The organism is Caulobacter sp. 05T431, from assembly GCF_056665975.1.
Genome location: NZ_JBFTKU010000003.1, coordinates 120,984 through 143,496 on the forward strand (window position 1 = coordinate 120,984; position 22,513 = coordinate 143,496).

At 69.8% G+C, this 22,513-nt stretch carries 28 protein-coding genes; 15 read left to right on the plus strand and 13 right to left on the minus strand.

Annotated features, from left to right (window positions below; genetic code table 11):
- Window positions 1-23 precede the first annotated feature (23 nt).
- Entirely contained in the window at window positions 24-824 is an 801-nt protein-coding gene (locus tag AC1U89_RS04420) for an inositol monophosphatase family protein (protein ID WP_479898519.1), read from the minus strand.
- Window positions 825-973: 149 nt separating this feature from the next.
- Entirely contained in the window at window positions 974-1,231 is a 258-nt protein-coding gene (locus AC1U89_RS04425; RefSeq protein ID WP_479898521.1) for a hypothetical protein, read from the minus strand.
- A gap of 141 nt (window positions 1,232-1,372) precedes the next feature.
- Here AC1U89_RS04425 and AC1U89_RS04430 point away from each other — a divergent pair, with 141 nt between their 5' ends.
- Genes AC1U89_RS04430 through AC1U89_RS04440 form a run of 3 tightly spaced genes read left to right on the plus strand, consistent with a single transcriptional unit; the run spans window position 1,373 to window position 3,177 of the window.
- Entirely contained in the window at window positions 1,373-1,768 is a 396-nt protein-coding gene (locus AC1U89_RS04430; RefSeq protein ID WP_479898522.1) for a hypothetical protein, read from the plus strand.
- Window positions 1,769-1,771: 3 nt separating this feature from the next.
- Window positions 1,772-2,311, plus strand: a complete 540-nt coding sequence (locus AC1U89_RS04435; RefSeq protein ID WP_479898523.1) for a hypothetical protein — start codon at window positions 1,772-1,774, stop codon at window positions 2,309-2,311.
- On the plus strand, window positions 2,308-3,177 hold the full coding sequence (locus tag AC1U89_RS04440) for a sigma-70 family RNA polymerase sigma factor (protein WP_479898524.1): 870 nt from the start codon (window positions 2,308-2,310) through the stop codon (window positions 3,175-3,177). Before AC1U89_RS04435 ends, AC1U89_RS04440 begins: the two co-directional genes overlap by 4 nt.
- Here the strand turns inward: AC1U89_RS04440 and AC1U89_RS04445 are convergent.
- Window positions 3,174-3,593 carry a hypothetical protein gene (locus AC1U89_RS04445; RefSeq protein WP_479898525.1) on the minus strand — a complete coding sequence of 140 codons (420 nt, stop codon included), beginning with the start codon at window positions 3,591-3,593 and terminating at the stop codon, window positions 3,174-3,176. The two genes, AC1U89_RS04440 and AC1U89_RS04445, sit on opposite strands and share 4 nt — an antisense overlap.
- A 76-nt stretch (window positions 3,594-3,669) precedes the next feature.
- Window positions 3,670-4,317 carry a thiamine phosphate synthase gene (gene thiE / locus AC1U89_RS04450; protein ID WP_479898526.1) on the minus strand — a complete coding sequence of 216 codons (648 nt, stop codon included), beginning with the start codon at window positions 4,315-4,317 and terminating at the stop codon, window positions 3,670-3,672.
- 173 nt (window positions 4,318-4,490) lie between these two features.
- Between thiE and AC1U89_RS04455 the strand changes: the two genes are divergently transcribed.
- A complete protein-coding gene (locus AC1U89_RS04455) occupies window positions 4,491-4,676 on the plus strand; it encodes a (2Fe-2S)-binding protein (RefSeq protein ID WP_029907173.1) in 186 nt (61 codons plus the stop codon).
- Between the two features lie 275 nt (window positions 4,677-4,951).
- Window positions 4,952-5,431, plus strand: coding sequence for a bacterioferritin (gene bfr, locus AC1U89_RS04460; RefSeq protein WP_029907174.1), 480 nt, complete (start codon window positions 4,952-4,954; stop codon window positions 5,429-5,431).
- A 46-nt stretch (window positions 5,432-5,477) separates the two neighbouring features.
- On the opposite strand, the gene AC1U89_RS04465 is transcribed toward bfr, so the two are convergent.
- Window positions 5,478-5,975: a GNAT family N-acetyltransferase gene (locus AC1U89_RS04465; protein ID WP_479898527.1), complete on the minus strand. Its 498-nt coding sequence runs from the start codon at window positions 5,973-5,975 to the stop codon at window positions 5,478-5,480.
- 83 nt (window positions 5,976-6,058) lie between these two features.
- On the opposite strand from AC1U89_RS04465, the gene AC1U89_RS04470 reads away from it, so the two are divergent.
- A complete protein-coding gene (locus AC1U89_RS04470; protein WP_479898528.1) occupies window positions 6,059-6,649 on the plus strand; it encodes a TspO/MBR family protein in 591 nt (196 codons plus the stop codon).
- Window positions 6,650-6,722: 73 nt separating this feature from the next.
- The gene (locus tag AC1U89_RS04475; RefSeq protein WP_479898529.1) at window positions 6,723-7,358 is read left to right on the plus strand and encodes a DUF2799 domain-containing protein; all 636 of its coding nucleotides are present in this window, start codon (window positions 6,723-6,725) and stop codon (window positions 7,356-7,358) included.
- Between the two features lie 7 nt (window positions 7,359-7,365).
- Here the strand turns inward: AC1U89_RS04475 and AC1U89_RS04480 are convergent, their stop codons facing one another.
- From AC1U89_RS04480 to AC1U89_RS04495, 4 genes are all read right to left on the minus strand, one after another.
- Window positions 7,366-7,836, minus strand: coding sequence for a DoxX family protein (locus AC1U89_RS04480; protein ID WP_479898530.1), 471 nt, complete (start codon window positions 7,834-7,836; stop codon window positions 7,366-7,368).
- Window positions 7,833-8,603: an HvfC/BufC family peptide modification chaperone gene (locus AC1U89_RS04485; protein WP_479898531.1), complete on the minus strand. Its 771-nt coding sequence runs from the start codon at window positions 8,601-8,603 to the stop codon at window positions 7,833-7,835. The genes AC1U89_RS04480 and AC1U89_RS04485 overlap by 4 nt, the downstream gene beginning before the upstream one ends.
- Entirely contained in the window at window positions 8,596-9,426 is an 831-nt protein-coding gene (bufB, locus tag AC1U89_RS04490; protein WP_479898532.1) for an MNIO family bufferin maturase, read from the minus strand. The genes AC1U89_RS04485 and bufB overlap by 8 nt, the downstream gene beginning before the upstream one ends.
- An 86-nt stretch (window positions 9,427-9,512) precedes the next feature.
- The gene (locus tag AC1U89_RS04495) at window positions 9,513-9,806 is read right to left on the minus strand and encodes a BufA1 family periplasmic bufferin-type metallophore (protein WP_479898533.1); all 294 of its coding nucleotides are present in this window, start codon (window positions 9,804-9,806) and stop codon (window positions 9,513-9,515) included.
- Between the two features lie 240 nt (window positions 9,807-10,046).
- Here AC1U89_RS04495 and AC1U89_RS04500 point away from each other — a divergent pair, with 240 nt between their 5' ends.
- The gene (locus tag AC1U89_RS04500) at window positions 10,047-10,589 is read left to right on the plus strand and encodes a sigma-70 family RNA polymerase sigma factor (protein WP_479898535.1); all 543 of its coding nucleotides are present in this window, start codon (window positions 10,047-10,049) and stop codon (window positions 10,587-10,589) included.
- Window positions 10,576-11,217, plus strand: coding sequence for an NrsF family protein (locus AC1U89_RS04505; RefSeq protein WP_479898536.1), 642 nt, complete (start codon window positions 10,576-10,578; stop codon window positions 11,215-11,217). The genes AC1U89_RS04500 and AC1U89_RS04505 overlap by 14 nt, the downstream gene beginning before the upstream one ends.
- A 95-nt stretch (window positions 11,218-11,312) precedes the next feature.
- On the opposite strand, the gene efp is transcribed toward AC1U89_RS04505, so the two are convergent.
- On the minus strand, window positions 11,313-11,882 hold the full coding sequence (gene efp, locus AC1U89_RS04510; RefSeq protein WP_479898537.1) for an elongation factor P: 570 nt from the start codon (window positions 11,880-11,882) through the stop codon (window positions 11,313-11,315).
- A 109-nt stretch (window positions 11,883-11,991) separates the two neighbouring features.
- On the opposite strand from efp, the gene epmA reads away from it, so the two are divergent.
- The 4 genes from epmA to AC1U89_RS04530 all read left to right on the plus strand — a co-directional run bounded on the left by epmA (window position 11,992) and on the right by AC1U89_RS04530 (window position 17,880).
- Entirely contained in the window at window positions 11,992-13,041 is a 1,050-nt protein-coding gene (epmA, locus tag AC1U89_RS04515; RefSeq protein ID WP_479898538.1) for an EF-P lysine aminoacylase EpmA, read from the plus strand.
- A gap of 56 nt (window positions 13,042-13,097) precedes the next feature.
- Window positions 13,098-14,144, plus strand: coding sequence for a lysine-2,3-aminomutase-like protein (locus AC1U89_RS04520; protein WP_479898539.1), 1,047 nt, complete (start codon window positions 13,098-13,100; stop codon window positions 14,142-14,144).
- An 89-nt stretch (window positions 14,145-14,233) separates the two neighbouring features.
- The gene (locus tag AC1U89_RS04525; protein ID WP_479898540.1) at window positions 14,234-16,306 is read left to right on the plus strand and encodes a glycoside hydrolase family 65 protein; all 2,073 of its coding nucleotides are present in this window, start codon (window positions 14,234-14,236) and stop codon (window positions 16,304-16,306) included.
- 101 nt (window positions 16,307-16,407) lie between these two features.
- Entirely contained in the window at window positions 16,408-17,880 is a 1,473-nt protein-coding gene (locus AC1U89_RS04530; protein ID WP_479898541.1) for a hypothetical protein, read from the plus strand.
- 87 nt (window positions 17,881-17,967) lie between these two features.
- Here the strand turns inward: AC1U89_RS04530 and fba are convergent, their stop codons facing one another.
- The 3 genes from fba to gap all read right to left on the minus strand — a co-directional run bounded on the left by fba (window position 17,968) and on the right by gap (window position 21,501).
- Window positions 17,968-19,059 carry a class II fructose-bisphosphate aldolase gene (gene fba / locus AC1U89_RS04535; RefSeq protein ID WP_479898542.1) on the minus strand — a complete coding sequence of 364 codons (1,092 nt, stop codon included), beginning with the start codon at window positions 19,057-19,059 and terminating at the stop codon, window positions 17,968-17,970.
- A gap of 155 nt (window positions 19,060-19,214) precedes the next feature.
- Window positions 19,215-20,405, minus strand: a complete 1,191-nt coding sequence (locus tag AC1U89_RS04540) for a phosphoglycerate kinase (protein WP_479898543.1) — start codon at window positions 20,403-20,405, stop codon at window positions 19,215-19,217.
- Between the two features lie 88 nt (window positions 20,406-20,493).
- The gene (gene gap / locus AC1U89_RS04545) at window positions 20,494-21,501 is read right to left on the minus strand and encodes a type I glyceraldehyde-3-phosphate dehydrogenase (RefSeq protein WP_479898545.1); all 1,008 of its coding nucleotides are present in this window, start codon (window positions 21,499-21,501) and stop codon (window positions 20,494-20,496) included.
- A 229-nt stretch (window positions 21,502-21,730) separates the two neighbouring features.
- Here gap and AC1U89_RS04550 point away from each other — a divergent pair, with 229 nt between their 5' ends.
- Entirely contained in the window at window positions 21,731-22,129 is a 399-nt protein-coding gene (locus AC1U89_RS04550; protein WP_479898546.1) for a hypothetical protein, read from the plus strand.
- Window positions 22,130-22,132: 3 nt separating this feature from the next.
- Window positions 22,133-22,459, plus strand: a complete 327-nt coding sequence (locus AC1U89_RS04555; RefSeq protein ID WP_029907193.1) for a cell division protein ZapA — start codon at window positions 22,133-22,135, stop codon at window positions 22,457-22,459.
- Window positions 22,460-22,513: the final 54 nt, after the last annotated feature.

Sequence of the window (22,513 nt, forward strand, 5' to 3'; positions counted from 1 at the left end):
CGGTGTTTGAGATGAGGGCTGGATCAGCCCTGCGCCGCCCGCAGCCGCTCCAGGTACTGCGGGTGGAGTTCCTGGTTGGCCGCCAGGATCGAGGCGCCGTCGACGGGATTGCCGTGTTCCTCGATCGTGGTGACCTTGCCGCCGCTCTCGGTGACCATCAGCACGCCGGCCGCCACGTCCCACGGCTTGAGGTTCCGCTCCCAGAAGCCGTCGAAGCGGCCGGCGGCCACCCAGGCCAGGTCCAGCGAGGCCGCGCCGAAGCGCCGCACGCCCGAGACCTTCTGGCTGATCTGGTGCAGCTCCTTCAGGAACTGGGCGTGGCCGGGCTTGCCCAGGAACGGGATGCCGGTGGCGATCAGGCTTTCGTCCAGGTGGCGACGGGCGGCGACGCGCAGGCGCTTCTCGGCGCCCAGGAACGCGCCCTTGCCCTTTTCGACCCAGAACAGGTCATTGGTGATGGGGTTGTAGGTGACGCCGGCCACCACCTCGCCCTCGCGCTGCAGGGCGATGTTGACGGCGAAGTGCGGGATGCCGTGCAGGAAGTTGGTGGTGCCGTCCAGCGGATCGACGATCCAGGTGTGGGTCTTGTCGGTGCCTTCGACCAGGCCACGCTCCTCGCCCAGGAAGCCGTAGCCGGGGCGGGCCTTTTCCAGGATCTCGAAGATCACCTGCTCGGCCTTCTGGTCGGCGGCGGTGACGAAGTCTGCGGGACCTTTCTTGGACACCTGCAGTTCGGTGACTTCGCCGAAGTCACGGGCCAGGCCGCGGGCCGCCTTGCGAGCGGCGTCGATCATCACGTTCAGGAGGGCGGAAGCGGTGGCCAATCTGGGTGTCCTTCAAAGGTCCCCCTACGCAGCGTCATGAGGATGACGGCGGGGGATATGCGTGCGGGCGGATAGAAAGATCGGGAAAGTGGGCGCGATACCTAGTCGCGTAGGCCGCCGAAAGCAAGGCGAGGGGATTTTGTCGCGGGCTAGTCGGTCGGCCGTTGGCTTCGTCGGAGAACGTGGCCGACCACCCAGGCGATCACGCCCAGGGCCGTCAGGGCGAGCGCCAGGACCAGTCCGACGACGATCCAGGTCGCGACGCGGTTGATGTCCTGCGGCGCGGCGTCGGCGGTTCCAGGCGGCATCTTGACGGTCACCTGAACCGTGAAGAGCGGGACGATCAAATAGAAGATCACGCCCAGCGCCAGAAAGGCCAGGAGGGCAAGTTTCCATTTGGCTCGCATGGCTTCTGTCTCCCCCGAGGCGCGAGGGACAGCTTGGCCAGCTTCACGCCGTTCGACAACCGTCGGCGGACTTTTCACGCCGCCATGTCACATCCATGACGCCTGTCTCGTCCTGTCCCTGAACAACGGAGGGCGAGTGCGATGCGTTGGGTGAAATGGATTCTGCCGGCGATCCTGGCGGTCAACGGCGCGGTGATGATGCTGGTCCCGGCCTGGTGGTATCCGCGCGTGCCGGGGGTGATCGAGACCGGGGCGTTCAACGACCACTTCGTGCGCGACATCGGGGCGGCGTTCCTGGCCTGCGCTCTGGCCATGGGCTGGGCGCTGAAGGACCCGGCGCGGGGGCTGGGCGTGGCCGTCGCCTCGGCGACCTTCCTGTGCCTGCACGCGATGATCCACCTGATCACGCCCTTCTGCGGGACCAGCCTGCCCTGGCCGCTGCTGGCGCGGGATTTCCCGGGCGTGTTCCTGCCGGCGATCCTCAGCGTCCTGGTGGTGCGCTCGTGCCGGCGCCGCGCCGCCAAGGCGGAGGGCTGAGCCATGCTGACCTGGCTGATGCTGAACGCGGTGCGCCGCCTGGAGCGCCGCTACGACTACGACGCCAGCTATATCCGCGCCCTGGCGGCGGCCAGCCCCAAGGCGCTGATGGCCTTCTCGGGCGTCGGACGGCTGCAAGGCTTTCGCGAGGGGGCTCCGCCCGAGGCGATCGCCGCGGCGGCCCTGGCCGGCACGCTGAACGAGGACTGCGGCCCCTGCACCCAGATCGTCGTGCGCCAGGCCGAGGAACGGGGCGTCCCGCCCGCGATCCTGGCGGCGATTCTGTCCGGCGACGGCGAGGCCATGGGGCCGGACGCGGGCCTGGCCTTCGGCTTCGCCCGCGCCAGCCTGGCCCGCGACCTGGAAAGCAGCGACGACCTGCGCGACGAGGTCGTGGCGCGCTGGGGCCAAAAGGGCCTGGCCGCCATCGCCCTGGCTTTGGCGACGGCGCGGGTCTATCCGACGGTGAAATACGCGCTGGGCTATGGCAAGGCCTGTTCCAAGGTCACGGTCGGCGGGCGCGCGGTGGCGGTGCGGGCATGAGCGACTTCTCGAGCAAGGACGGGGATACGATCTTCGAGGACCGGCGCGGGGCGATGACCGGCCTGGCCTATCGCATGCTGGGTTCGCGGGCGGACGCCGAGGACGTGGTGCAGGACGCCTGGATCCGCTGGCGCGGCGTCGAGCCCGGCGAGGTCTCCAATCCGGCCGGCTTCCTGAACAAGGTGGTCACCCGCCTGTGCCTGGACCGGCTGAAGTCGGCCCGCGCTCGGCGCGAGGTCTATGTCGGCGAATGGCTGCCCGAGCCGGTGGTCGACGACGACCACGAGCGTCTGGGCGAGGACCTGTCGGTGGCCTTCCTGCTGACCCTGGAGCGGCTGACCCCGCTGGAGCGCGCCGCCTTCCTGCTGCACGACGTGTTCGACGTCCCCTTCGCCGAGGTCGCCCGCACCCTGGGCCGGGGCGAAGCGGCCTGCCGTCAGCTGGCCGCCCGAGCCCGTGAGCACGTCAAGGCCGGCAAGCCCCGCTACCACCCCAGCGCCGAGGAGGAGCAGCGCCTGACGGGCGCCTTCCTGACCGCCGCCCTGACCGGCGACGAGGGCCTGCTGCGCGGCGTCCTGGCCCAGGACGTGGTCATGCATTCGGACGGCGGCGGCATCGCCAAGGCGACGATGAACCCGGTCTTCGGCCTGGAGAAGGCGATCCGCCTGGTGATGGGCATCAAGAAGAAATGGCCGCCGCCCGAGGGCACGAGCGCCCGCCTGGCGCGGATCAACGGCGCGCCCGGCATCGTGTTCAGCCACGACGGCGTGGTTTTCCAGACCATGGGCCTGGAGATCGTCGACGGCCGCATCGCCGCCGTCTACACGATGCGGAACCCGGAGAAGCTGGCGCGGCTGAACAGCTAGGGAAGCGCGACCTTCGGCAGGGTGTCCCGGGTCTCGCAGGCCACGCGGCCCGCGCCGCCGGCGGCGCCCTTGATGTCCTCGATCTTCTCGCCCTTGCGCCAGCCCTTGGGCAGGCCCTGGTCGCCGTTGAAGTCCATGCCCAGGTCGATCCACTTGTCGGCGGCGCAGTCCAGGGCGAACAGCAAGATCGGGCCCTTGCCGCCCGGCCACCCCTTGTAGGGGCCGTTGGGCCGGCCCTCGGCGATGCGCAGCACCACCAGGCCGGACGTCTCGTCCACCCGCAGGAAGTCCGCGTCGTAGAAGGTCTTCGCCTCGCCGGGCGAGGGCTTCCAGTTCTCGGCCCAGGTCATCGTGGCGGCGGTCGCCGCCAGGCCCAGGGCCGCTACGCCAAGCAAACACAGACCAAGCCGCCGCATGGGCGTCCTCCCCGTATTTTATCGTTGGGAGGACGCTACGCCCGTCAAGCTTGAGCGGCAAGTTCCGCGAACAGCGTTACGCGGTGCGCGCGGCAAGCCCTTCGGCGATGGCGGCGTTGAGCGCGGCGACCCCGGCGGCCGGACCGCCCGGATGCTTCCAGACCCCGGCCGAGACGGCCAGGAAGTCGGCGCCGGCCGTCGCCAGGTCGGCGGCGTTGTCGGCGGTGATCCCACCGATCGCCACCGAGGGGACCTCCATCGTCTCCTGCCAGATCGACAGAATCTCGGGATCGGCGGTGGTCGGGGCGTCCTTGGTCGTGGTCGGGAAGAAGGCCCCGAAGGCCACGTAGTCGGCGCCGGCCTCGGCGGCCTCCATGGCCAGGTGGCGGCTGTCGTGGCAGGTGACGCCGATCATCGCGCCCTGGCCCATGATCTTGCGGGCCTCCTTGTAGGGCGTGTCGCTCTGGCCCACGTGGACGCCGTCGCAGCCCAGCCGTGCGGCCAGGTCGGGACGGTCGTTGAGGATCACCGCGACGTCGCGCGCGCGGGCGATCGGGCTCAGCGCTTGCACGGCGGCGGCGATCACCTCGTCCGGGGCGTCCTTCAGGCGGATCTGCAGCGCGGCCACGTCGCCGGCGTCGAGCGCCGCGGCCAGGTCGCGGCCGAAGGCGGCCAGGTCGTCGAGGGCCGGCGGGGTGATCAGATAGAGGCGGCAGTCGGTCATGGGGTGCGGATTACGCCGATTTGGGCCGGGGGGCGAGGGGCGGGCTATGGCTGGGGATAGGCGCATGCGCCTGTCCCCGCTCCTCGTTCACTTTGTCGCACTGCGAGTCAGTTGCAAAAGTTCCACGCCTCCGCTACATGAGAATGACAATCATTCGGCGGGGCCTGTCTCCCTTGTACGTCTGCAACTGTAACGGCATCCGCGAGCGCGAGGTCCGCGCCGCCATCGAGGCGGGCGCCACCCGTCCGGCCGAAGTGTTCCGCCACAAGGGCTGCCAGGCCCAGTGCGCCAAGTGCGTCTGCGAGATGCGCCAGATGATCCAGGACAGCCGCGAGGCCCTGGCCTTCGCCGCCGAATAGGTTCTCGTTCCGCTCATCCCGGCGAATGCCGGGACCCAGATGGAATGACTTTGAGCCTGACGCCATGAGCGCCGCGCTCTTTCCAATCAGCCTCTCCGCCTTTGGATCTGGATCCCGGCATTCGCCGGGATGAGCGGATTTTGGGGCATTTTCCGCTCACGCGAAGCAGTCTCACGCTTTTCCGTGAGGCTGAGAAACACTTGCAGACATAGCGGTTGAAGCAACCCAGGCGATAGATCAGGGTCCGTCAGAATTCGAATCTGAGGAGGCCCGCCATGCAAGGCGATCCCGGCATCATCCGGCTCTTGAACGCGGTGCTCACCAACGAGCTGACGGCGGTGAACCAGTACTTCCTGCACGCGCGGATGTACGACAACTGGGGCTTCAAGCGCCTGGGCAAGATCACCTACGACGAGTCGATCGGCGAGATGAAACACGCCGACAAGCTGATCAACCGCATCCTGTTCCTGGAAGGCCTCCCCAACCTGCAGGACCTGCACAAGCTGAAGATCGGCGAGACCGTGCCCGAGTGCCTGGCCAGCGACCTGCAGGTCGAGCTGGGCGGCCGCGAGACCCTGATCCCCGGCATCATCCAGTGCGAACAGGCCCGCGACTATGTCAGCCGCGAACTGCTGCGCGAGATCCTCAGCGACACCGAGGAGCACATCGACTTCCTCGAGATGCAGCTGGGCCTGGTCAAGTCGCTGGGCGAGCAGAACTACCTGCAGAGCGCCGTGGGCGAGCTGCCGGCTTAGGAACTCCGTTTGGGGACACGCGCAAGCGCGTGTCCCCGGCCGCGCCTTAGAAATCCCGCACCATGAACACCCGCGCGGCCTCGTCCAGTCCGCGCGCCAGGTGCTCCGCCCGGATCGCCAGCATCCCCGGCGTCAGGGCCTGCACCTTCACGAACCCCAGCCGCCGATAGTACGGCGCGTTCCACGGGACCTCGCGGAAGGTCGACAGCGACAGGCCGGTCAGCCCCGTCGCCCGCGCCAGCCGGGCGACCTCGTCGAGCAGAGCCGCGCMGATCCGCCGGCCAGCGAAGGCCGGCAGCACGTCGATCTGCTCGACATAGGCCCACTCCTCGACCGGCCGGAACATCACGAAGCCCACGACCTCGCCGCCCTCGACGGCCATCACCAGGCCGCCGCTCTCGATCCGCGACGCCAGCACCGAAGCCGGGCTGGGCTCGTCCGCCGCCAGGGCGTCCAGCAGCCCGACGAACCGCTGGGCCGAGGCGCGTTCGAGGGCGCGGATCGTCTCGATCTCGTCGGGCCGGGCGGGGCGGAAATCGACCATGGCGGGCTCACAAACCGTTCCACCGCCTTGGAACCAAGGTCCAGCTAGGCGTGTTACAAGCATGTTTAGCGAGGAGTACCGCCATGCACATCCCGAACGGCCGATCCCACGGGAGGCGGACTCACGCCGGTCGCGAGTCGTTCGAGATGGACGCCAAGGCCGACACCGCCGTTTCGGCCGGCACGCAGCTCGCCATCGGTCTGGCCCTGGCCGGCGGGGCGATCCTGGCCTCGACCCTGCTGGGCCGCCGCCACGAGCGGATGATCGACGACGAGGAGTACGCGGTCGGCTACGCCGAGATGCACGAGCCGGTCGCCCATCAGCCCAAGGCCCTGACCAGCCTGATCCTGCCGCCGCTGTTCATCGCCATGACCCTTTCGGGGCTGCGCATCTGGAACGCGCCCTCCAGCCCCACACGCACCCGGGCTCTCACCCTCTGGAGCCTGGTCCAGGGCTTCAACGCCCTCTGGCTGGCCCTCGGCGCCAAGCGCGTCGGGGGACAGCTTGGCGCCGCGACCGCGTCCCTGGCCGCCTCGGGCGCCTACGCCCTGCAGGCCCGCAAGCTGGTGGCTCCGGCCTCGGGCCTCTCCAGCCCCTATCTGGGCTGGCTGGGCTTCGCCAACGCCCTGACCGAAGAGCTGTGGAAGCGTCCGCGCCGCGTGACGGTCCATTAGAAAACGCCGTTCAGCGGCCGTTCAGGCGGCCAAGCTTTAGCTTCCCTCAAGTCACGGTTTGGGGAGCTTTCACATGCGTCGTCTTTGGGTCCTGGGAGCCGCCGTCGCGGTCGCCGCGCTGGCCGGCTGCGCCACCATGAGCAAGGAGGCCTGCCTGCAGGGCGACTGGGTCGGCGTCGGGTTCAGGGACGGCGAGGCCGGTCGCCCGCAGAGCCGCCTGGACGACCACGCCAAGGCCTGCGCCAAGGCCGGGGTGGTCCCCGAGGCCGCACCCTATTTCCAGGCCCGCGACCAGGGGCTGAAGCTCTACTGCACCCAGGATCGCGGGTTCGGCGAGGGACGCGAGGGGAACAGCTACCATGGCGTCTGCCCGCCAGGACCCGAGCGCGGCTTCCTGGTGGGGTATGCCGACGGCCAGCTGGTCCACGCCGCCGTCTCGCGGCTGAGCCAGGCGGAGTCGGACCGCGACAGCGCCGACCATCGGGCCGAGAAACGCGACCGCGAGGCGCGCGGGGTCGAGGACGAGCTGACGAACCCCAAGCTGAACGACGAGCAGAAGCGCGAGCTGCGCGATCGCCTCAATCGCCTGCGGTCAGAACGCCGCCAGGCCGTCGAGGACGGCCGCCGGGCCGAGTGGGCCGCTCGCGACGCCGAGCGCGAGGTCGACGACCTGCACCACCGGTTCGGGCCGAGGTATGGGAACTGGTGAGGGGCGGTCAGCGGATCCCCAGCACCCGGTCCAGGCTCCACTTGCCGCCGCCCTTGGCCACCAGGAACAGCAGGATCGCGGCCCAGGACAGGTGGGTGCTCCAGGCGTCGGGATAGACGAACACCTCGATCACCAGGGTCATGCCCAGGAAGGCCAGGGCCGAGAGCCGGGTGAACAGGCCCAGCACCAGCAGGATCGAGAACAGGTGCTCGCTGTAGGTCGCCAGGTGGGCGGCGATGTCCGAGGGGATCAGCGGCAGGCGGTATTCGTCGGCGAACAGCGAATAGGTCCCGTCGGTGATGTGCAGGATCCCGTCGACCTTGGTGCGTCCGGACAGGAAGAACACCGAGGCGATGCCCAGGCGCGCCACCAGGGTCAGCACCCCGTCGGGCAGGGCGCGGTGGGCCAGGGCGGCCAGGCGGTCGAGCGGGCGGCTCCAGGGGCGCGCGGCGGCGGGGACGAGCATCTGGTCGGTCACGCGGGGTCTCCGAGGTCGAGGCCGACGAACACGCCGTCGGCGATGAGGGCGGCGAAAAGGGCGGCGAGGTCGGCGGCCGGGTCGGCTTCAGCGGCGGCGGTGATCGCCTCGCCCAGGGGCGCGCCGTCCGCGGCGGCGACCAGGAAGGCGTGGCCGGCGCGGTCGAGCAGGCGGGCCGTCACGGCGTCGTGGGGACGGACGATCAGCACGGCCTGCGGGTCGTCCACGAGCTCCATCTCGCCGGGCTCAGGTTCGCGGGCCGCCAACCACAGGCCGGGCAGGCCGCTGTCGAACCCGGCGAAGGCTAGGCTGGGGTGCAAGCGCGGCCGGGCGGCGGCCAGGGCTTCCGGCGGCAGGGCGAAGGCCTCGGCGGCCAGCGGTTCGGCCTCGGGCGCGAACAGGGCGGTGGTCCACATCCGGTCCATTTGGGCCATGGCCGGCAGATAGGGCAGGTCGTCGGCCGGCGGGAAGCGGGCCAGCCAGTCCGGGAAGGCCGCGCCATAGGCCAGCAGGGCGGCGCTCCTCGGCGGATTGTCGCGGACGAACAGGGCGGCGGCCGCGCGGAACCAGTCGTCGCCGACCAGGCTGGCCACGGTCGGGAAGTTGGCGGCCATGGCGTCGACGCAGCCCTTGGCGATCGTGTTGCGATAGACGGCCAGGCCGGCGGGATCGGTCTCGCCCTCCGGCAGCCAGCCGGCGATCGGGGCGGCCGTGCGCTCGGCGAGGGCGGCCGCGAAGGCGTCCTGGAAGCGGCCCAGCTCAGACATGGGCCGGCTCGCGCTGGGTCAGAACGCCGTGCGCACGGTTGCGTTCGGCCATGAGGACCTCGAAGGCCGGAATGTCGTCGTCGCGTTCGATCAGGGTGGGGCGCGGGCCGACGCGGTCGACCAGGCGGCGATAGAGGGCCCAGACGGGCTCGGCGATCGGCGCGCCGTGGGTGTCGATCAGCAGGGCCGAGCCGCCTTCATCAGCGCCGTGGCCGGCCAGGTGGATCTCGCCGATCGCTTCGGCGGGCAGGGCGTCCAGATAGGTCTCGGCGGCGTAGCCCAGGTTGCTGGCGCTGACGAACACGTTGTTGACGTCGACCAGCAGGCCGCAGCCGGTGCGGCGGGTCAGTTCGACCAGGAAGTCGGTCTCGTCCAGCTCATGGCCGGTCAGCGGCAGGTACAGCGACGGGTTCTCGACCAGGATCGTCCGTCCAAGGACGTCCTGGGTGCGGCCGATGTTGGTGGCGATGCGGTCGAGGGCGGCGTGGGTGCGGGGGAAGGGCAGGAGGTCGGGCTGGTGGACGCCGCGCCAGGCGCTCCAGGCCAGGTGCTCGGACACCACGAACGGCTCGAACCGGTCGGCCAGGGCCTTCAGGGCCAGGAGGTGGCCGAGGTCGGGATCGGCGTCGGCCGCCAAAGACAGGCCCACGCCGTGCAGCGACAGCGGGCGCGTCTCGCGGACCGCCTCCAGCCGGCGCAGCCGGGGCCCGCCGGCGGCCATGTAGTTCTCGGGATGGACCTCGAACCACAGGCCCTCGGCGTCGGCCGCGAGCGCGTCGTCATAGTGCTGCGGTTTCAGGCCGAGGCCGGCGGTGGGGGACATCGGGAGGGTCCGAGAGCAGGAACGGCGGGAGCGTCGTCCGGGGCGGTTAAGGGGGGATCCCCGGACGACGCGGCTGATCCGCGGGCTTACGCCTTCGGCGGGGTCAGCGAGCCCATGCCGGTCGGGGTCTTGATGGTCACGCAGGTGCCCTTGGCGACCTTCTTCCAGGCGTCGGCCTGGTAGTCGACCTTCGAGGTGCCCGCGCACGAGGTGCCGGCGCCGGCCTTGCAGTCGTTCTGGCCGGCCTTGGCCACGCCGTAGCACTTTTCCATTTCGGGCTTGGCCGGCTTCATGTCGTCGCGGGCCATGGCGGCGCCGGCGCTCAGGGCGAACACGGCGGCGAGGGCGAGGGCGGGAGTGCGTTGCACGGTACGGGTCATGGGGGGACGTTTCCTTCGTCTGGTCCGACCGCGCCCGGCGCCGATCGTCGGCCCGTCCTGCGCGGTCATGGAGGAGTTACGGACGGGTGCGGCGAAAGGTTACACCGGTATCCGAACAAAAACGCGGCGGCCAAAATCGGGGCGTGAAGATCACCGGGCCCGGTTCCCGCGCGCCCCTGCTTCCCGGTTCGGGCGACGCGGTGTAACCATCGGCCCGTCTCGCGCGAACAAGGGGGAGGCGTGACGGAAACCGAGGCCGCCCTGAAGGCGCTGATGCTGCTGGGCCTGGACGGCGACGCCCCGGCCTATCGGCTGTTGCTGTCTCAACTCGGTGGCCGGCTCCGCGTCTATTTCGAACGCCGCATGCGCGACGCTCCTGGCGATGTGGAGGACCTGGTGCAAGAGACCCTGCTGGCGGTGCATACGCGGCGCGCGACCTATGATCGCGCCCAGCCGTTCACCCCCTGGGCCTTCGCCCTGGCGCGCTACAAGCTGATCGACCACTGGCGGCGGCGGAAGGTGCGGGTGACCCTGCCGATCGACGACTATGTCGAGGTCCTGGCCGCCTACGCCCCCGAGCCCGGCTCGGCCATGGACCTGGACCGCGCCCTGGAGACCCTGCCCGAGCGCCAGCGCGAGCTGGTGCGCGCCGTCAAGATCGAGGGCCTGAGCCTGGCCGAGGCCGGCGACCGGACCGGCGTCTCGGAAGGCGCGGCCAAGGTCGCCCTGCACCGGGCGCTCAAGGCGCTGGGAGAAAGGATGCGTGGCCGTGCGGACGGATGATCTGATCGATCAGCTGGCGGCCGACCCGCGCGCCATCCCGGCGGGCGCGGTGCAGCGCCGCTTCCTCGGCCTGGCCGTGGCCGCCGCCCTGGCGGCCCTCGTCATGGTGCTGGCCTGGCTGGGCACGCGGCAGGACCTGGCCCAGGCCATGACCGGCCGGATGTTCTGGATGAAGGCGACCTATACCGGCCTGCTGGGCCTGGCCGGCTTCTGGGCGCTGGAGCGCCTGGCCCGGCCCGAGGGCGTTCCGAGGAAGGCGCTGCTGTTCGGGGCCCTGGTGCTGGCGCTGTTCGTCGGCCTGGGCTTCGGCCAATGGCTGGCGGCCGATTGGGAGCACCGCCGGTCGATGATGATGGGCGGATCGTGGAAGGTCTGCTTCCGCTACATCCTCACCCTGGCCCTGCCGGGTCTGGCGGCGACCCTGGTCGTGCTGCGCGGCATGGCCCCGACCCGTCCGACCCTGACCGGCTTCGCGGCAGGCGCCTTCGCCGGCGGCGTGGCGGCCACGGTCTACGGCCTGCACTGCGGCGAGAGCACGATGGTGTTCGTGGGCACCTGGTACACCCTGGGCGTGCTGGGCACGGGCGTGCTGGGGGCGGTGATCGGTCGCTGGATGCTGCGGTGGTGAAATGAAGAAGGGCCGCATGGCTTTCGCCGTGCGACCCCTCATCCGACGGCTTGCGCCGACACCTTCTCCCGCAAGGGGAGAAGGAAGAAAGACCCTTAGTCCTTCGCGCGTTCCTGGTACGAACCGTCTTCCGTCAGGATGATCACCTTGGTGCCGGCCGAGATGTACGGCGGGACCATGGTGCGCACGCCGTTGCTGAGCATGGCGGGCTTGTACGACGACGAGGCGGTCTGGCCCTTCACCGACGGTTCGGTGTCGACGATCTCCAGCACCACGGTGCGCGGCAGTTCCAGGGCGATCGGCACGTCGTTGTGGGTCGACAGGGCGACGGTCATGCCTTCCTGCAGATAGGCGCCCAGGTCGCCGACCACTTCTTCCGTCGCCACGAGCTGGTCGTAGCTCTCCGGGTTCATGAAGTGATAGCCCTCGCCGTCCTGGTACAGGAAGGTGTGGTTGCGCTGGTCGACGAAGGCGCGCTCGACCTGCTCGGTCGTGCGGTAGCGTTCCGACACCTTCACGCCGTCCGAGATGCGGCGCATGTTCAGCTGGGTGACCGGCGTGCCCTTGCCGGGGTGGATGTTTTCGGCGTTGAGGACCACGTAGAGCTTGCCGTCCATATCGACGACGGAACCCTTCCTCAGCGAGCTGGCGGCGACTTTAGTCACGAGTACGTCCTTGATCCCGCGGCGGCCTTAAGCCGCGCGAATTTGCGTTGGATATCGCCCTCCTATAGCGATCCTCGCCAAGTTCGCCACCCCGAGCAGAGCGTTTCCCTTGTCGACAGCCTCTCCTTCGCCCTGGTGGCGGCCCGAAAACCACGCCGACCGACGGCCGTTCCTGCTGGCGCGCAACCGGATCAAGGCCGCGTTCCGCGCCTGGTTCGCCGAGCGCGACTTCCTGGAGGTCGAGACCGCGGCCCTGCAGGTCTCGCCCGGCAACGAGGCGCACCTGCACGCCTTCGAGACGGCGGCCCTGACCCTTTCGGGCGAAAGCGCGCCGCTCTACCTGCACACCTCGCCGGAGTTCTCGTGCAAGAAGTTGCTGGCGGCGGGCGAGCGGCGGATCTTCGATTTCGGCAAGGTCTGGCGCAACCGCGAGCGCGGGGCGCTGCACCATCCGGAGTTCACCATGCTGGAATGGTACCGGGCGGGCGAGCCGTACCAGGTCCTGATGGACGACTGCGCGGCCCTGCTGGCTTTGGCGGCGGAAACAGCCGGAACCCTCGAATTCCGCTTCCGGGGCCTCTCGTGCGACCCGTTCGCCGCGCCGGAGCGGGTGACGGTGGCTGAGGCGTTCCAGCGCCATGCGGGCGTCGACCTGCTGGCCTCGATCGACGCTGCGGGGGCGACCGACCGCGACGCCCTGGCCGCCTCGGCGAAGGCGGCCGGGATCCGTGTCGCCGACGACGACACCTGGGCCGACGTGTTCAGCCGGGTGATCGTCGAGAAGGTCGAGCCGAACCTAGGCGTCGGCCGGGCGGTGATCCTCTGCGAATACCCGACCGCCGAGGCGGCCCTGGCCAGGCCCAAGCCCGGCGATCCGCGCGTGGCCGAACGGTTCGAGCTCTATGCCTGCGGCGTCGAGCTGGCCAACGCCTTCGGCGAGCTGACCGACGCGGGCGAGCAGCGCCGCCGCTTCGAGGCCGAGATGGACGAGAAGGCCCGGGTCTATGGCGAGCGCTATCCGCTGGACGAGGACTTCCTGGCGGCGCTGGCGATCATGCCCGAAGCCTCGGGCTCGGCCCTGGGCTTCGACCGCCTGGTGATGCTGGCGGCGGGGGCGTCGCGGGTGGACCAGGTGCTGTGGACGCCGGTGGCGGGGTAGACCCGTCAGCGGGCCGCATTGCGTCCCCCGCCTAAACCCGCCATATCCCCCGCCTCATGACCGCCGCCCGCACCCTCCGCAGCGCCGCCGCCCTGGCTGAAGCCGGGCTGATCGCGCCCGAGCGTCTGCCCGCGCTCGAGGCGGTGGCGGCGCGCTATGCGGTGGCGATCACCCCGGCCATGGCCGAGTTGATCGACCCGGCCAACGAGAGCGATCCGATCGCCCGCCAGTTCCTGCCCCAGGCCGCCGAGCTGGCCGAGAATCCCGGCGAGGTCGCCGACCCGATCGGCGACGAGGTCCACAGCCCGGTCGAGGGGATCGTCCACCGCTATCCCGACCGCGTGCTGCTGAAGCCCACCCACACCTGCGCGGTCTATTGCCGGTTCTGTTTCCGCCGCGAGGTGGTGGGGCCCGACGGCGCCTCGAACCTGACGCCCGAGCAGCTGGACGCGGCCTTCGCCTACATCGCCGGCCGCCCGGAGATCTGGGAGGTGATCGTCACCGGCGGCGACCCGCTGGTGCTGTCGCCGCGCCGGCTGCGCGACCTGTCCGAGCGACTGGCGGCGATCGACCACGTCAAGGTCGTGCGCTTCCACACCCGCGTGCCGGCCGTCGATCCGGAGGCGGTGACCGACGAGGTCGTGGCCGCCCTGAAGGCCAGCGGCAAGACGGTCTATGTGGCCCTGCACGCCAACCATGTCCGCGAGCTGACGCCGGCGGCCCGCGCGGCCTGCGCGCGGATCATCGACGCCGGCGTGCCGATGCTGAGCCAGACGGTGCTGCTGAAGCGCGTCAACGACGATCCCGAGACCCTGGGCGCCCTGATGCGCGGCTTCGTCGAGACCCGCATCCGCCCCTACTACCTGCACCATGGCGACCACGCCCCCGGCACCGCGCACCTGCGCACCACGGTGGAGGAAGGCCGCGCCCTGATGCGCGCCATCCGCGGCCGGTTCTCGGGCCTGTGCCAGCCGACCTACGTGCTCGACATCCCCGACGGCCACGGCAAGGTCCCGATCGGCCCGGACTACCTGGCCGTGGACGGCGAGGTCGAGGACCCGAACGGCGGCGCGCACGCCTATCCGCCGGTCAAACCGGCCTGACGTCCGGCTGATTTCCGAACCTTCCGGCCCGCGATGTGTTTGGCGTACKCCGGCCGATCTGTGGGGAGCCGGAATCGTCGGAGTCCGCCGTGTCGAGGCCCATCAATCCGCCGCCCGCGTCCGGTGCAGGCGGTCGTGAACTGCCCGCTTATGTCAGCAACGGCCTGATCGGCCTGCGCGTGCGCGGCCAGCCCTTGCAGGCGGGCATGACGATCGTCAGCGGCTATGCGGGCGAGGACCCCGAGCGGCGGATCGAGGGCGCGACGCCCGCGCCCTATCCCCTGGCGGGCGACATCGCCGTCGACGGGGCCTGGCTGTCGGACCAGCCGCATCAGGTCGCCGATCTGGAGCAGGCCTACGACTTCGCCACGGGCGAACTGACCAGCCGCTTCGTGTTCCAGGCCGGCGAGCGCCGCCTGACCTGCACGGTGCTGACCTTCGCCAGCCGCGAGGATCCGACCCTGGTCTGCCAGGAGACCGTGATCGAGGTCGACGGCGCCTGCGACCTGCAGGTCCGGGCGGGCGTCGAGACCGCCGGCGTTCTGGGCCGGGCGCTGCGGTTCCTGCGCGACACGCCGGGCGAGGGGAAGGCCGATGTCGACGGCGCCCTGCTGTGGGAATCGGCCGGCGGCCTGTGTCGCCTGGGCCTGGCCTATGTCACCGAGATCGCCGGCGGCGCGGCGGCGGACGCCGAGCCGGCGCGTCCTGCCCTCGACGGCAAGGGGCTGATCACCACCTACGCCTTCCGCGCCGGGGCGCGGACCCGCTATCATCTGCGCCAGATCACCAGCCTCGTCCCCAGCGCCATGCACGGCCGCCCGGACGAGCAGGCGGGACGGATGGCGGCCAAGGCCCGGCACGACGGCTTCGACGCCATCCGCGCCGAGAACAAGGCGGCCTGGGGCGAGCTCTGGAAGGGGCGGGTGCGGCTGGTGGGAGCCGACGACCGCTGGCAGGCGATGGCCGATGCGGCCTTCTTCTACCTGAACACCTCGGTCCACGCCTCGTCTTGCGCCTCGACCTCGATCTTCGGTTTGGCCACCTGGCACGACTATCACTACTATTACGGCCACGTGATGTGGGACATCGAGGCCTTCGCTGCGCCGGTCCTGACCCTGGTCCAGCCCCAGGCGGCGCACGCCCTTCTGGACTACCGCTTCCGCAACCTGCAGGCCGCCCGGACCAACGCCCAGCTGATGGGCCGCCAGGGCGCGCAGTTCCCCTGGGAGAGCTCGCCGTCGAAGGGGGAGGAGGCCGCGCCCCTGCCGGGCACGGCGTGCTGGCACGAGGATCACGTCTCGCTGGACGTGGCGCGGGCCTTCGCCCTGTTCGCCGACGCCACCGGCGAGGGCGAGTTCCGGCGCGAGAAGGCCTGGCCGGTCCTGGCCGGCGTCGCCGAATGGATCGCCTCGCGGGTCCGCAAGACCGCCGACGGCTACGAGATCCGCGCCTCCATGGGCATCGCCGAGCGCGAGCAGCCGGTCGACAACGCCGCCTTCACCAACATGGCCGCCGTGGTGGTGCTGACCGACGCGATCCGGATCGGCGAGCGCCTGGGGCGGTCGGTCGATCCGCTCTGGCGGGCCGTGGCCGAGGGCATGGTGCTGCCGCGTCGCGACCGGGTGGTGGTCTCGCATGACGGCTATCGCAGGACCGAGGAGAAGGGCGGTACGCCCGACCCGCTTATGGGCGTCTGGCCCTTCGGCTATCGGCTCGACCCGGAAGACGAGCAGGCCACCCTGAAGTTCTATCTCGACCTGGCCGACGCCTATGTCGGCAGCCCGATGCTGTCGGCCCTTTACGGCGCGTGGGCGGCGCGGACCGGCGACCGGGCCCTGGCGTTGAAGCTGCTGGACGAGGGCTACGCCAAGTTCGAGAGCGGCCGCTTCGCCCAGATCCTCGAGTACCGCCCCGACCGGTTCCCGGAGCAGCCCCGCGCCGGTCCGTTCTTCGCCAACATGGGCGGCTTCCTGTCGAGCCTGGTGCTAGGCTTCCCGCGCCTGGAGCCTGGCGAGGGCGAGCCGGATACATGGTCCAAGGCGACGGTGGTCCTGCCAGCGGGCTGGGAGGCCATCGAGATCGACCGGATCTGGGTGCGCGGCCGTCCCATGCGTCTGGAGGCGCGGCATGGCGAGCCGGCGCGGCTGACCCCGGCGGAATGAAAAAGGCCCACAAGGTTCAAGGGGGGCGACCTTGACCATCACGCGCAAGTAGAGGGACATAGGTTTCAATTCTGATTGAGCGTCCGTTGGGGGGACCGCCTTTGCCTTTCGTCGACATGCCGCCAGCGGCCGTCCAGCCCTGTGATCCGGCCGCGCATGCGGCCGCCATCGACAACCTCGAGGACCAGGCCTTCGCGGCCATGAAGGCGGCGACGGAGAAGGTGGCGGAAGCCTCGCGGCGTGGCGCCGTGGGCGCGGCCGGCGACGCCGAGTGGGCGTCCTACAAGAGCCTGCGGGCCCAGGCCGAACAACTGCGCGCCCAGCCGGGCGGGTGTCCGTCCCAGGTCGCCGCCGCCCCCGTCGCCGCGCCCGTAGCGGCGCGTCCCGTGATCGCGCAGGCCGAGGCGCCGGCGGCGCTTGCCACCGAAGCCGCGCCGCCCGTGCGCCGTTTCCGGGCCGAGCTCAGCGTCTTCGAGGCCGATCGCCARCCCAGCTCCGCCTCGCGGCTGAGCATGCGGACGGTCAACGGCCAGGTGATGCAGAACAACTTCACGCGGACGCCCGTTCCCCTGCCGCCGCCGACGACGCCGCCGACCTTTCCCCCGATCGTGCCGAACCAAGGATTCCAACTGCTGTCGGTCGGGCCCGTCCAGGAGGGGGCGCGTCCTTCGGTGAGGAGCTGGTCGTCCGGCGCCGCGCTGTCGATGGACTTCGCGCCCGCCGGCCTGGGCGCGGAGGGATGGCGCTGGACCGCCAGCCTTGAGGGGCTGACCGAGGAGACACGCTCCGACATGGCTCCGGGCGGCGGCTACACCTACACGCCCGGGACGCCGCAATATCGCTGCTTCCTCTCCGGCACGTTCACGGTGGTCTACAGCTGCGGCTACGAGCTGACCACGGGCGTGACATCGAACCAGTACATCCTGCCGACCCAATCGAACAACAGCGGCCCCGGACCCTTCGCCCTTCTCTCCCGCGACAGCGTCCGCCAGACCTCCAAGCGCCTGAACGGCCGGCTCGGCCTGGCGCGCGATTTCGCCCTGGGGTCTCCGATCGGCGGCCTGACGGCCAGTCTGGGCGGCGAGCTCGGCCTGGGCTGGTGGACCCTGGAGGAGCGTGAGAGCGTCGTCGCCGAGGCCAGTTGGGACTTCTATCGCTCGGCCGATGGCCCGACCGCCCTGGTCGGCCTGACAGGGGAACTGGGCGGCCCGGTCTGGAGGACCTCGAACCTGCGCTGGTCGATCCGTTCGGCCGTCGACTACGAAATGTCGGACCTCACCGCCACGGCGCGCGCGAACTATCACTACTTCAGCTTCGACGTCCCTTCGGAGTCGACGGTCCAGAACCTCGACGACCAGTTCACGGGCCGGCTCGGCGCGCGTCTGGACTATTCGCGAGGGCCGATGGGCGCGTTTGTCTCGCTGGAGCGCCGGCGCGACCTGTCGCTGGTCAGCAACGTCTCGGGCCTGGGCGCCGACGGGCGGGCCTCCAAGCGGTTCCTGGACGGTTCGTCGGTCGCGGTCTGGCCGGTGTACAGCTCGCGGCTGACGCTCGGCGTGAACTACGGCTTCTGACGGCCGGGCCGACGGCTCGACGCCAACGAAAAAGGCCTCCCAGGTCGCCCTGGGAGGCCTCTTTTGTGTTCGTTAAAGGGCTTGAGCCTACTCCGCCGCGGCCTTCTTCGCCGCCGCGCCGAACTTGGCGTTCAGTTCGCCGGACGAATAGCGCTTGGCCATGGTCGCGGTCGACAGCGCCTTGATCTTGTCGGCGTGGCCGGCCGAGCCGAACTGCACGAAGCGGTCCTGGCAGACCTGGCGCATGGCTTCCTTGGCGGGCTTGAGATAGGCGCGCGGGTCGAACTCGTGCGGCTTCTCGGTCAGGATCTTGCGGATCGCGCCGGTGATGGCCAGGCGGTTGTCGGTGTCGACATTGACCTTGCGCACGCCGTGCTTGATGCCGCGCTGGATCTCCTCGACCGGCACGCCCCAGGTCTGGGGAATGGCGCCGCCGTACTGGTTGATGATGTCCTGCAGCTCCTGCGGGACCGACGAGGAGCCGTGCATCACCAGGTGGGTGTTGGGCAGGCGCTGGTGGATCTCCTCGATCACGTTCATGGCCAGGACGTCGCCGTCCGGCTTGCGCGTGAACTTGTAGGCCCCGTGGCTGGTGCCCATGGCGATGGCCAGGGCGTCGACGCCGGTGCGCTCGACGAACTCGACCGCCTGGTCGGGATCGGTCAGCAGCTCGTCGTGGCTCAGCACGCCCTCGAAGCCGTGGCCGTCCTCGGCCTCGCCCATGCCGCTTTCCAGCGAGCCCAGCACGCCCAGCTCACCCTCGACCGAGACGCCGCAGCTGTGGGCCATCTCGACCACCTTGCGGGTGACCTCGACATTGTACTCGTAGGTGGCGGGGGTCTTGGCGTCCTCCATCAGCGAGCCGTCCATCATCACCGAGGTGAAGCCGTACTGGATCGCCGTGGCGCAGGTGGCCGGGCCGTTGCCGTGGTCCTGGTGCATGCACACAGGGATGTTGGGATAGATCTCGGCCAGGGCGTCGATCATCCGGGCCAGCATGATGTCGTTGGCGTAGCTCCGCGCGCCGCGCGAGGCCTGGATGATGACCGGGGAGTTGACGGCTTCCGCCGCCTCCATGATCGCCAGGCCCTGTTCCATGTTGTTGATGTTGAAGGCCGGCAGCGCATAGTCATGCTCCGCCGCATGATMCAGCAACTGTCTTAGCGTGATCCTCGCCACGTGGTGTTCTCCTGCAAGCGTGAGTGAATTGGGTCGTTTCTTGTTGTTGGGGCCCGGCGCTGAAGCGCTCTTTGCCCAAGTTTTCCGGACCTCTGTGGTGTCCGTATTTTCGGTTCGGCGCGCCCTCCTGAGACGCGCCGAAGGGTCGTTTCTCCCTAGATCTCCAGAGCGGCGACGCCCGGAAGCGTCTTGCCCTCCATCCATTCCAAGAACGCGCCGCCGGCGGTCGAGACGAAGGTGAAGTCGCCCGACACGCCCGCGTGGTTCAGGGCCGCCACGGTATCACCGCCGCCGGCGACCGCCACGATCTTACCCCCTTTGGCGAGTTTCGCGGCGTGTTTTGCCGCCGAAACCGTCGCTTCGTCGAACGGAGGCACCTCGAAAACGCCCAAAGGGCCGTTCCAGATCAGCGTATTGCTCGATTCCATGGCTTCGATAAGACGCTGGGCGCTCTTGGGGCCGGCGTCCAGGATCAGGTCGTCGGGCTGGACTTCGGAGAGCTCGCGGGTCTCGGCGTCGACGCCGGGGGCGACCTTCTTGGCCACCACCACGTCGATCGGCAGCAGCAGCTCGCAGCCCGACTTCGCGGCCGTCGCGATGATCTCGCGCGCGGTGTCGGCCAGGTCCTTCTCGCAGAGCGATCCGCCCACGTCGTGGCCCTGGGCGAACAGGAAGGTGTTGGCCATGCCGCCGCCGATGGCCAGGCGGTCCAGCTTGGCGACCAGGTTGTTCAGCAGGTCCAGCTTGGTCGAGACCTTGGAGCCGCCGACGATGCCCAGCACGGGCTTCTTCGGATTGCCCAGGGCCGAGTCCAGGGCCTCCAGCTCGCGCTGCATGGCCAGGCCCGGATAGGCCGGCAGGATCTTGGCCAGGCCCTCGGTCGAGGCGTGGGCGCGGTGGGCGGCGCTGAAGGCGTCGTCGACATAGAGGTCGCCGTTGGCGGCCAGGGCCTTGGCGAAATCGGGGTCGTTCTTCTCTTCGCCGGCGTGGAAGCGGACGTTCTCCAGCAGGGCCACGCCGCCGTTCTCCAGGCCGTTGACGACCTTGGCGGCTTCGGGACCGACGCAGTCGCCGGCGAAGGCGACTTCCTGTTCCAAGAGCTTGCCCAGCGGCTCGGCCACGAAGGCCAGGCTCATCTCCGGCACGACCTTGCCCTTGGGGCGGTCGAAGTGGGCCAGCAGGATCACCTTGGCGCCCTGGGTCGACAGGTAGTGGATGGTCGGCAGGGCCGCGCGCAGGCGGGTGTCGTCGGTGATCTTGCCGCCGTCGACGGGCACGTTGAAGTCCACCCGGACCAGGGCGCGCTTGCCGGCGAGATCGGCGGTGTCGAGGGTGCGGAAGGGCATGGGGAAATCCTGTCGACGGACTTGAATACGGTAAGCGGGCAAGGAAAACCCCCGCGCCTCGGAGAGGGCGGGGGTCTGGCAGGCTGTCCTAGAGGAACTTCGCCATCTCGAGAGCGGTGTCGCTCATGCGGGTCGCGAAGCCCCATTCGTTGTCGTACCAGCTGAGCACGCGGACCAGCTTGCCCTCGATGACCTGGGTCTGGGGCAGGGCGGCCGTCGAGCTGGCGGCGATGTGGTTCATGTCGTGCGAGACCAGCGGGTCCTTGGTGGTGAACAGCACGCCGTTCATCGGGCCGTCGGCGGCGGCCTGCAGGGCGGCGTTCACTTCATCGACCGAGGTGTCGCGCGACGGCACGACCTTCAGGTCGATGACCGAGACGTTCGGGGTCGGCACGCGGATGGACGAACCGTCCAGCTTGCCCTTCAGGGCCGGCAGCACCAGGCCCAGGGCCTTGGCGGCGCCGGTCGAGGTGGGGATCATGCTCAGGGCCGCGGCGCGGGCGCGGTAGAGGTCCTTGTGCATGGTGTCCAGCGTGGGCTGGTCGCCGGTGTAGCTGTGGATCGTGGTCATGTAGCCACGCTCGATGCCGGTCAGGTCCTGCAGCACCTTGGCCACCGGGGCCAGGGCGTTGGTGGTGCACGAGCCGTTCGAGACGATGATGTCCTCGGCGGTCAGGGTCTCGTGGTTGACCTTGTAGACGATGGTCTTGTCGGCGCCGTCGGCCGGGGCCGAGACCAGCACGCGCTTGGCGCCGGCTTCCAGGTGCAGGGCGGCCTTGTCGCGAGCGGTGAAGATGCCCGTGCACTCGAACGCGATGTCGACGTTGAGGTCCTTGTGCGGCAGGTCCTTCGGGTCGCGGATGGCCGTGACCTTGATCTTGCCCAGGCCGACGTCGATCCAGTCCTCGCCCGAGGTGACCACGCCGGGGAAGCGGCCGTGCACGCTGTCGTAGCGCAGCAGGTGGGCGTTGGTCTCGACCGGGCCCAGGTCGTTGATGGCGACGACCTCGATGTCGCGGCGCGCATGTTCGGCGATGGAACGCAGGACGAGACGTCCGATCCGGCCGAAGCCGTTGATGGCGACGCGAATGGCCATGAGGTCTTTCTCCTAACGAGCGTTCGGCCGAGGCGACCGACGTTACCTTGATTTTGCAGCGCGTTTTGCGGGGCGGGGCGGGGAAGTCAACCCCAAGAAACCTGCGCGAGCGCTCACATAGGATGACCTATTGTTATCCGCACCGTTTCATCGCCCAATTGTCGCCATGGCGGGTGGCGAAGCGGACCGCAGTCTATATGTTGCGACGCATGATTTTGGGACGATGCCGATGACCCCGGGCGAAGGTAACGCCCTCGAACTGGCCGCGCGCCGCTTGGAGCGCGCCGTCAGCCAGCTGGAACAGAAGATCGCCGCCGAGCGCGCGGCGCGTCCGGCCGCGCCCGTTTCGGGCGAGCCGGGGCTGTTCGACGGCGACGCCGAAGCCGAGTCCAAGGCCGCGCGCCTGGCGCTGGACCTGGAGGCCGCCCGCGCCCGCGAGAAGGCGCTGGAGGAGGCCGGCGAGCAGGCGTCCGAGGCCCTGGGCCGCGCCATCGCCGAGATCCGCGCCGCCCTGGGCGACGAGAGCCTGATCACCGAAGGCGTCCATGACGACGACGAGGACTTCGGCGACGAGGGCGACGACGGCGCCGACCTCTTCCCCGAGGACCGCTCGGAAAGGGAGGCCTGAGCCATGGCCCAACTGACCATCCAGGTGAACGGCCGGCCCTACACCGTCGGCTGCGAGGACGGGCAGGAAGCCCACCTGCTGGAGATCGCCCGCCTGTTCGACCGCCAGGTCCGCCAGGTCAGCCAGGACGTCGGCCAGCTGGGCGAGACGCGGCTGTTCCTGATGGGCGCCCTGCTGCTGGCCGACGAGCTGTCGGACCTGAAGCTGCGCCTGGCCCACGCCCAGTCCGAGCTGGCCCGCCTGCAGACCGAGCAGACCCGCGTCGAGGTCCGGGCCATCAAGGCGCTGGACGCGGCGTCCGAGAAGATCGAGGCCCTGGTCCAGGGCTGACGTTGTCCGCCCGCCCTGGCGGGAATGCGCCTATCTTCGTCGGCATAATTGTGG